Raw genomic sequence first — 8860 nt, 5'->3', positions numbered from 1 at the left:
CGCCAGGACTTCCGTTTTCATTCACTTTCGCGGTCACTGGTTCAGGGGTGTCGTCTCCGTGCCTGCGCCGCACCGTGGCATCGTACGGAGCGGCTGGCGGGCTCACTTGGTGGCCACGCGGGTTCGGCTTGCGGAGTTGCCCGACGTCGCTGGGGCGTCATCGGGTGGCCCCCGTGGGGGGTGTGAAGACACCTACTCCCCCGATATGCCCCCAAATCCCCCTTGGTTCCAGCGTTCTTGCTGGTCAGTGCCGGTCAGTTGGATGCACTCAAAATCCGTCCAGTGTGCGTTCGAATCGCACCGGGGGCACGTACAGCATCCACAAGCGCCTGAGCCGTCCTGGCCGGGCGTTTCGTGTTTGTCGATCATGGTGTTGATGGTCTCGGCGGTGCTGATGATCTCCGGGAGGGTGTCGCCCGGTAGGCGGACGCTGATGGTGACGTGGGCGCCGTCGTCGGTGGGCGCGACGGACAGGCTGACCGCCTCGAACAGGCTTTGTAGCAACGGTTCCGGTGCTTCGGACAGGCGCCTCAGGACCTACCCGGGGAAGATGTCGTCCGGTGGGTCGAAATCGTCGTCGTCCTCGTGTGGGACCGTGGGGGCGTACTGCCTGATCTCACCTTCCCGGATCATCCAGACTCGGAAGAACGCCTGCTCTTGATCCAACAAGAACAGCTGGAACTGGTTCGGGTACCGCCACGGCGCCCCGCGGAACCAGTCGACCACCGCGCCCAGGTCGGCGTGGTTGAGCGTGCCCGCCCAGACGACGCACTCCGGGTATCGCGGGCCACCCCACTGCGTGCCCTCCCCGGTGATCAAACGAAGCGACCCGGTACCCCGTCGCCCCGGGTCGTTCCGCTTCGGCAGGTCGGCCCGGCACCACTCGTTGAACAGCTCCACAACACGGCTGTCCCCCATGTCGACCGAGACCATCACATTCGTCACACAGCTCACCGGTGCATCATCGCCCACCACCCTTGAGCATCCCGGCCACCAACCGCTTGCGGTACCGGGGCGGGCTCCGGAGTGCAGAGCATCGGGGTACGCGTCGCGGAAGCCGGGTGCCCTGGTTGCCCACTGTTCGGCTCGGGTTGGGGTGTGTCCGGCGGCGATGAGTCGGATGAAGACGAAGGCGGGGTCAATCCATGTGGCGCCGGTTCGCCACCACGCCCAGTCGATCACTCGCGCCGTGTCGGCTGTGAGGAAGTTCGCTGGGGTGAGGTCGGTGTGGATGAGGGCGGGGCCGTCCATGTGTTCCGGGGCTTGCGCTGCACTCGCGGACCGCCTCTACCAGGGCGGCGGTGTCCACTGTGGCCATGGCGGGCATCGGGTGGGCCGCAGAACACCGTGCTCCGCCACACGTACATACCGGTGCGCTCAAACCGCCACCCACTCGGGTCCGCCCGACGAGTCGCGCTGACGACCGGGGTGGGCGGCGCAGGGTGGCCGCACTCACACAAACTAACTAACTTGGTTAGTGACTTAGTTTGGTAGCCTTTTCGCTATGACTCCTCCAGCACCCGATGCCGACCGCGCAGGTACCGCGCCCGCCGTGGCCGCCGACCAGGTCGCGGGCAGGTGGCGGGTCGACTCGCCGGGGGTGGGCAACCCGGTCATGGAGCGCCTGCAGGAGGTCGGGGCGCTGACGCGGGTCATCGAGAAGCGGCTCAGCGGGGCGCTGGGTGTCAACGCCACGGGCTTGGCGGCGATGGAGCACCTCACCAGCGAAGGCCCGCTGACCGCGAAGGACCTCGCCGACCGGCTGCGGGTGTCGACGGCGGCGAGCACGCACATCGTGGACCGGTTGGAGAAGGCGGGGCACGTCGTGCGCCGCCCGCACGCCACCGATCGCCGCAAGGTGCTGGTCGAGCCCGTCCAGGAGTCGATGACCCGCATCTTCGAGCACCTCACCCCGCTGCTGAGCGGCGTCGAGAGCCTGGTCGAGGGGCTGAGTCCCGGCGACCGGGACGCGGTGGAGAACTTCCTGGCCGGGGTCGTGCGGATCTACACAGATACCGCCGACGCCCTGCCCCGCGACTGACCCCGCCCGCGGGCATCCCAACATCCACGCGGTTCGTGCCGGTGCCGTCCCCGGTCTGACCGCGTTGCTCAAGCACGTTCGGAGGAACGGACATGGCTGTGCCCGAGAAGACCACCCGGCCGAGGTCGGTGTGGTGGCTGCTGGCGACGGTGCTCGTCGTCGAGCTGATGGACCTGCTGGACTCGACGATCGTCAACGTGGCCGGTCCGGCGCTGGAGCGGTCGTTGGGGGCGAGCCCGGTGGGGCTGCAGTGGGTGATCGGCGGCTACGCGCTGACCCTCGGCGCGGGTTTGGTGCTGGGCGGGCGTTTGGGCGACCGCTACGGGCGCCGCCCGGTGTTCCTCTTCGGACTCATCGGCTTCATCGCCGCGTCGCTGCTGTGCGCGGTCGCCCCGAGCACCGGCCTGCTGATCACCTTCCGGCTGGTCCAGGGGGTGGCCGGGGCGATGATGTTGCCCCAGGGGTTGGGGATCCTGCGCGACAACCTCACCCCGCGCGAGCTGACCAAGGCCTTCGCCGTGTTCGGTCCCGTGCTCGGGCTCGGCGGTGTGCTGGGCCCGGTGCTGGGCGGCGCGCTCGTGGACTGGGACCTGTTCGGCCTCGGGTGGCGGCTGGTGTTCCTGGTCAACGTGCCGGTCGGCCTCGCCGCGCTCGCGCTGTCGTGGCGGCTGGTGCCCAGCGGTGCGAAGACCCGGTCGCTGCGGGTGGACATCGTCGGGGCCGTCCTCGTCGCCGGTGCCTCCGCGCTGCTCGTCCTCCCGCTCAACGAAGAGCAAGCCGCGGGCTGGCCACTGTGGACTTGGCTGTCCCTCACCGCGGCAGCGATCGGCTACGTGGCGTTCACGTTGTGGCAGCGCCGAATGGTGCGCCACGACCGCACCCCACTGGTCACCCCGAGCCTGTTCGGCAAGTCCGCGTTCACCGTCGGGCTGGTCGCGGTCGCGTTGTTCTTCGGCGGCCTGATCGGCACCCAGTTGGTGCTGACGTTCTTCCTGCAGATCGGGCAGGGCTTCACCGCCGGGCAGGCCGGGTTGGGCAACCTCCCGGTCGCGCTGGGCACGGCCATCGGCGGTGGCATCAGCGGCGGGCTGCTCGCCGCGAAACTCGGCCGCGCGGTGCTGCAGGTGGGCGCCGTGGTCCAGTTCGCCGGGATCGCGTGGCTGTGGCTCGCCCTGGCGGGCACCGGCGAGTTCACGATCTGGCGGATCGTGCCCGGCAGCGTGGTCGCCGGGATCGGCGCGGGCATCGTGATCGCCGCGGTGTTCAACACCGTCCTCGGCGCCGTCGCCGATGACGAGGTCGGCTCCGCGTCCGGCGTCCTGTCAGCGGTCCAGTCCATCGGCGGCTCGGTCGGCGTCGCGGTGTTCAGCACCGTGTTCTTCGCCGGTGCCCTCGCGGACCGGGCCACTGACAGCTTCCGCGACGCCCTCGTCGTCCAGGCGATCATCATCGGGCTGTTCCTGCTCATCTCACCGCTGTTCCCCCGTCGGGCCCGCCCCGAGGACACCGTTGTCGCGGAGGAGGAGATCCCATGTCCCGCAACGTCTTGATCTCGGGCGCCAGCATCGCCGGGCCCGCGCTGGCCTTCTGGCTGCACCGGTACGGGATGACCCCGACCGTGGTCGAACGCGCCGCCGAGATGCGGCTCGGCGGGCAGACGGTCGACCTGCGCGGCGCCGGCCGCACCGTCATCGAACGCATGGGGCTGGGGGATGCGGTCCGCGAGCGCATCACCCACGAAGCGGGCGTGCGCTTCGTCGACGGGCGCAACCGCGTCCGTGCGTCGTTCGGCAGCGACGGGGACGGGTTCGTCACCGAGCTGGAACTGCTGCGCGGCGAACTGGCCGACCTGCTCTACCAGCGGACACGCGACGACATCGAGTACGTGTTCGGCGACGAGATCACCGACCTGACCGAGACCGGCGACGGCGTGGACGTCACCTTCCGCACCGGCCCCGACCGCCGCTTCGACCTCGTCGTCCTGGCCGACGGGTTCCGCTCCCGCACCCGGGACCTCGTCTTCGCCGACATCGCCCGCACCCGGTCCTTCGGCCTCTACACCGCGTACTTCACCATCCCCCGCACCGAATCCGACGACGGCTGGGCGCGTTGGTACAACGCCCCCGGCCGCCGGGTCGTCCTCCTGCGCCCGGACAACCAAGGAACCACCCGCGCGTCGTTCTCGTTCCTCATCGGCCACAAAGGACTCGACCAGCTGCGATCTCCGTCCCAGAAGCAGTTCCTGCGCGACCACTACACCGACGCGGGCTGGGAAACCCCTCGCGTCCTGGATGGCATGGACAGCTCCTCGGACTTCTACTTCGAGTCCGTCGGGCAAATGCACCTCAAACACTGGTCCCGCGGCCGAATCGCCGCCGTCGGGGACGCGGGCTACTGCGCTTCTCCGCTCAGCGGCATGGGCACCAGCCTCGCCCTAGTCGGCGCCTACGTCCTCGCAGGCGAACTAGATAGGCACACCGACCACCGCGACGCCTTCCGCTCATACGAAGCCATCCTGCGCCCCTACGTCACCCAAGCCCAAAAAGTCTCGTGGTTCGCCCCTCGACTAGCAGCCCCCAAAACCCGAACCGGCATCCGACTCCTCACCACCGCCGCCGCCCTCGCCAGCACCCCCCAAGCCAGCCGCCTCACCTCCCGCTTCACCAACCCCCCAGCCGACGCCATCACCCTCCCCACCTACCCGACCTCGCCCTGAACACCCAGCCCGCGCGCGGACGACTTGGCAATACGACGTGGATCTAGTGGCGCGACCCAGAACGTCGACCATGTCTCGACCCGCCCACGACGCGCCTGGCGGCGTTGCCGGAAACGCCCAAGTACACCCAGTACGAGGACGTTCCGGCGCCTTGCCAGCCACGCCGTGGACCCGCCGATACACGGCCAACGTTCTGAGTCGAGCCACTAGCCGCACACTCCCCTGTCAGCGGCCGATTCAGCGGAGTGCATCCTGTACGAGTCGGGTGATCCTGCGCGGTTGCGGGCGGCAGGTCGTGAAGGCGGGGTTGAGGGGGCAGGGTGGCGGGGCTGCGGGTGGGGTGCGCGATGTGGACGCACAAGGTGTGGCCTGGGCGGTTCTTTCCGCCGTCGCTGCCTGCCAAGGAGCGTCTGCGGGCGTATGCCGGGTGGTGCAACGCGGTTGAGGGGAATACCACCTTCTACGCGATCCCCACGCGGAAGACTGTGGAGACTTGGGCACAGCAGACCGGTCCCGACTTCCGGTTCGTGGTCAAACTGCCCAAGGTCGTCACGCACGAGCGCCGGTTGGTCGGGGTTGAGAGCGAGATGCGGGCGTTCCTGGACGCGATCGAGCCCCTCGGGGAGCGGGCGGTCTTGTGGACCCAACTACCCGGCTCATTCGGGCCGTCGGACGTCGATGCTCTGGGGCGGTTCCTGCGCAGGCTCCCCGCCGGCCTCAGGCGCGCTGTGGAGGTGCGTCACCCCGAGTTCTTCGCCGACGCGGGGGCGATGCTGGAGGGAGCTCTCGCGCATGCGAACGCCGAGTGGGTGCCGTTCGACACCACGGTCTTCTTCCAGAGGCCGCCGACCAGCGAGGCCGAGCAGGACGCTTGGGCCAAGAAACCTCGGCTACCACGGCGGACCCAGGCGCTGACCGACCAGCCGATTGTCCGCTACCTCGGCCGGGACTCGATCGAGGAGACGGTCGAGGGCTGGCAACCGTGGACCGAGGTGGTCGCCAGCTGGCTACGCGAGGGCCGGTCGCCAACGGTCTTCTTGCACACCCCCGACAACGACGACGCACCCGCACTCGCCCGCCGATTCCACGACGACGTGCGAAAGCTGGTCCCCGGCCTCGACGCGCTGCCCGAGCCCGAGCCGGTGGAGCCCGCCACCCTGTTCTGAGCGGCGCCGCGATCGAGCAGGTCACCCACCGCCTCCGTTGCAATACGGTCGCATTGCAACGGCACCGTCCTGCTGGTCGACCACCCGCGCCGCCGAGCAGGAGGTCTTCCACGACCCGGCACACCCTTCGATCCTCGTGCTGCCAACCGCAGGCGGTTGACCTCGCTCCCCCGACCCGCGGCGGTGAGGATCGTTCACCGGAGACCGCGCGAGCCGAGTGCTGCGAAGGCACTGGTTCCGGTGCCATTTGTCGTTGTTCTGTCCTCTTGCGGAGGATCGGCCGAGGATATGATCTAGGGCTCGCGTCGCCTCGTCGAAGGGCCGTCGGAATGACGTTCTTCAGCCAAGGTGTGCTTTTGTGGATCCTCGCGGGCGTCGGGGGGTTGAGCATCACGCTCTACGTGGTGCGCAAGACCAAGTGGTTCTTCGGCAAGTACGGCCGCTTCCTAGTCGACGCCGTTTTCTGGGGCGCGGAGCGGTTCGCGGGCCCGAAGGTCCGCTCCCAGGTCAGCATGAAGCGCTACTGCCAGGTCTGGCTCGACGCCGACGCCACCAAGTACCTCCAGGTGCCGGGCAAGCGGAACGTGTCGCTGCCGGTGGACGAGGTCTTCGTGCCGCTGTCGTTGGAGGTCGCGGGCAACGAGACCACCTACACCCACGCGACCCTGCTGGACGCGGGACGTCGGTTGCTAGTCGTCGGCGATCCCGGGTCCGGTAAGTCGACGCTGGTCCTGTGGTTGTTCCGGGACATGTGCGGGCAGGCCCGGCGGCATCCGCGCAAGTGGTGGCTGCCGGTCCGGCTCGAGCTGCGCACCCTCGACCCGCCGGAGGCGTTCCAGAGCGACGCCGAGGCGGGCGAGTGGCTGCTCGATCGGGTGCGCGGCACCGTCACCGCGGTGGAGGGCTTCGAGATGGCCGCGTTCTTCGACTCGGTCGTCAGCGGTACCGGGGTCCTGGTCCTGCTCGACGGTCTGGACGAGGTGTCCCGGGAGCGCTACCCAGCGGTGGCCTCCGGCCTGCGCGGGCTCGCGGCGCTGCTGGCGGGCCGCAGCAGTTGGAACACGATGATCGTGACCATGCGGAGCCAGTTCTACCAGGAGGTCCAGTACGACCTCGGCGGGTCGTTCCCGCAGACGCTGCACGTCCGCCCGTTCACGCCCAACGAGATCTACGTCTTCCTGCGCAAGTGGCCGTTCGAGAAGCGCTCGGAGGTCGAGCGCGTCTACGCCGACCTGTCCGACCGGCCGACCCTGCGCGAGATGTGCACCAACCCGCTGGTGCTCGCCATGTACGTGGTGTACCACCGCGAGTCGCGGCGCGAGGAGCTGCCCGACACCCGGACCGAGTTCTACCGCAGCGTGGTCACCGAGCTGCTGATCACCCGCAGGCGGCGGCAGACCGGCGACGACCTGGGCCGCAGGCGGCGCGCCGAGCGGGAGGCGATCCTCGGCGAGTTGGCGTACAGCAACCTGACCGACGACACGCAGCCCGCCAACTCGTTGTCCTGGGACCAGGCTGTCAAGGTGGCGGGCCGGGTCTGGCAGTGCGACGAGGTCGACGCGTGGCGCCGGTTGAAGGAACTGTCCACCGAGACCGGCATCTTCACCATGGAGCGCCCGGACGAGACGTTCCGGTTCATCCACCTCACGTTCTGCGAGTTCCTCGCCGCGGTGCACGCCGTCGAGTACAAGCGGCGGGGTTGGCGCGCGCTGCTCGACCGGCACCAGGTCTTCGTCGCGTCCGGCGAACCCCAGGCGCGGGCGCGCCTGGTCGAGACCATCCCGTTCGCCCACGGGCTGATGCGCGCGGTCGACCGGCCGGAGGTGCTCGCCACGATCGCGGCGCTGGGTGACCAGCTCGTCCTCGGCCGGTGCTTCCTCGAGACGCAGATGTACGACAGACCCGAGTGGGAGCGCTACTTCGCGGCGGAGAAGGCGTACCTGACCAGTCGGGCGGAGCAGGACTGGAACACCCCGCAGCTGAGCAGGTTGCAGCTGTTCACCGTGGTGGTTCGCGACCAGCTCGCCTGGACGGGACTGGGCGAGCGGGAGACCAGGCTCGCGCAGCTGTTCGCGAGCATCGTCAAGGACAACCGCGGGGTGCTCGTCAGGGTGTTCAGCTCATACGCGAAGCAGGACGCCACCGCGGCGTTCCGACTCGCCGACCACGTCGGCGTCGACATGCTCGAGGAACACCCGCAACTGCTGGTCGGGTGCTGCCAGGACGACGCTTTCCTGAACCTGGCGGTGCAACGCCTCGAAGCGGGGCGCGACGAGCGCTGGCGACCGATCCTGGCGGAGGCGTCGCTGCTCTACACGATGGCGGCGAAGGCGTTGAGCGACATCGAGGCGCGCAACCCGTGGCCCGTGAAGGACCCCATGCAGCGCCGGGTCAGCAGGGTTGTCCGGTTGACGGAGGAGACCTCGATGTACGTGGTGTGCCTCGAACGGACGCTGCTCGCGGCTCCCGCGGGTGAGTTCCCGGCCGTCGACCTGGTCCGCGCCAACCTGCGGCCGCTTGCCCGCGCCGCCCAGGTCGCCGGTGCCACGGCGGGGACCAGTGTCGTGCTCGTGGTGGCGTCAATAGCGCTGTTGGTCGCGTCACGGGTCTTCGATTGGGCGCTCGGCTTGACCTGGACCGGGTGCGCGGGCATCCCCCTGGGCTTCGTGATCGGGTACTTCTCGGTCCGGCTGGACGACAGGTTGCGCTACCTCATGCGACGTCCGCTGTCCGGCGTCGACATCCAACGGGTCATCCGCCAGCCCTACCTCTTCAGCAGGATGACGACCTTGGACAGGGCTGTGCGGAGCATGGCGACGTTGCGCGGGGAGTGGAACGCGGCGCGGGACCGCGCTTCGTGATCATGGCTCCGGGATCCGGCGATCTCCGCGCGCGGGTTCCCGCCGGACCAGCCGACCGGGCTCGCGTTGACCTGCG

6 protein-coding genes are annotated in these 8860 nt (G+C 69.1%); 5 read left to right on the top strand and 1 reads right to left on the bottom strand.

Going from position 1 to position 8860, the window contains the following annotated elements; translation table 11 throughout:
- Positions 1-537: 537 nt before the first annotated feature.
- Positions 538-945, bottom strand: a complete 408-nt coding sequence (locus LV75_RS03195; RefSeq protein WP_253885101.1) for a hypothetical protein — start codon at positions 943-945, stop codon at positions 538-540.
- Between the two features lie 559 nt (positions 946-1504).
- Between LV75_RS03195 and LV75_RS03190 the strand changes: the two genes are divergently transcribed.
- From LV75_RS03190 to LV75_RS03170, 5 genes are all read left to right on the top strand, one after another.
- Positions 1505-2041: a MarR family winged helix-turn-helix transcriptional regulator gene (locus LV75_RS03190; protein WP_253885100.1), complete on the top strand. Its 537-nt coding sequence runs from the start codon at positions 1505-1507 to the stop codon at positions 2039-2041.
- Between the two features lie 92 nt (positions 2042-2133).
- Positions 2134-3591, top strand: coding sequence for an MFS transporter (locus tag LV75_RS03185; protein ID WP_253885099.1), 1458 nt, complete (start codon positions 2134-2136; stop codon positions 3589-3591).
- Positions 3573-4757 (top strand): FAD-dependent monooxygenase, encoded by a 1185-nt coding sequence (locus LV75_RS03180; RefSeq protein ID WP_253885098.1) that lies wholly within the window; start codon positions 3573-3575, stop codon positions 4755-4757. The genes LV75_RS03185 and LV75_RS03180 overlap by 19 nt, the downstream gene beginning before the upstream one ends.
- Before the next feature lie 320 nt (positions 4758-5077).
- Entirely contained in the window at positions 5078-5923 is an 846-nt protein-coding gene (locus LV75_RS03175) for a DUF72 domain-containing protein (protein ID WP_504923256.1), read from the top strand.
- Between the two features lie 329 nt (positions 5924-6252).
- The gene (locus LV75_RS03170; protein WP_253885096.1) at positions 6253-8784 is read left to right on the top strand and encodes an NACHT domain-containing protein; all 2532 of its coding nucleotides are present in this window, start codon (positions 6253-6255) and stop codon (positions 8782-8784) included.
- The last annotated feature ends 76 nt before the right edge of the window (positions 8785-8860 follow it).

Source organism: Actinokineospora diospyrosa (assembly GCF_024171925.1).
Classification (GTDB): Bacteria; Actinomycetota; Actinomycetes; order Mycobacteriales; family Pseudonocardiaceae; genus Actinokineospora; species Actinokineospora diospyrosa.
This window is presented reverse-complemented; position numbering and strand designations above follow the sequence as displayed.

Excerpts from the sequence above, each read along its gene's own strand:
- LV75_RS03190 (WP_253885100.1), top strand. The coding sequence starts at position 1,505 with ATGACTCCTCCAGCACCCGATGCCGACCGCGCAGGTACCGCGCCCGCC.
- LV75_RS03185 (WP_253885099.1), top strand. The coding sequence starts at position 2,134 with ATGGCTGTGCCCGAGAAGACCACCCGGCCGAGGTCGGTGTGGTGGCTG.
- LV75_RS03180 (WP_253885098.1), top strand. The coding sequence starts at position 3,573 with ATGTCCCGCAACGTCTTGATCTCGGGCGCCAGCATCGCCGGGCCCGCG.
- LV75_RS03170 (WP_253885096.1), top strand. The coding sequence starts at position 6,253 with ATGACGTTCTTCAGCCAAGGTGTGCTTTTGTGGATCCTCGCGGGCGTC.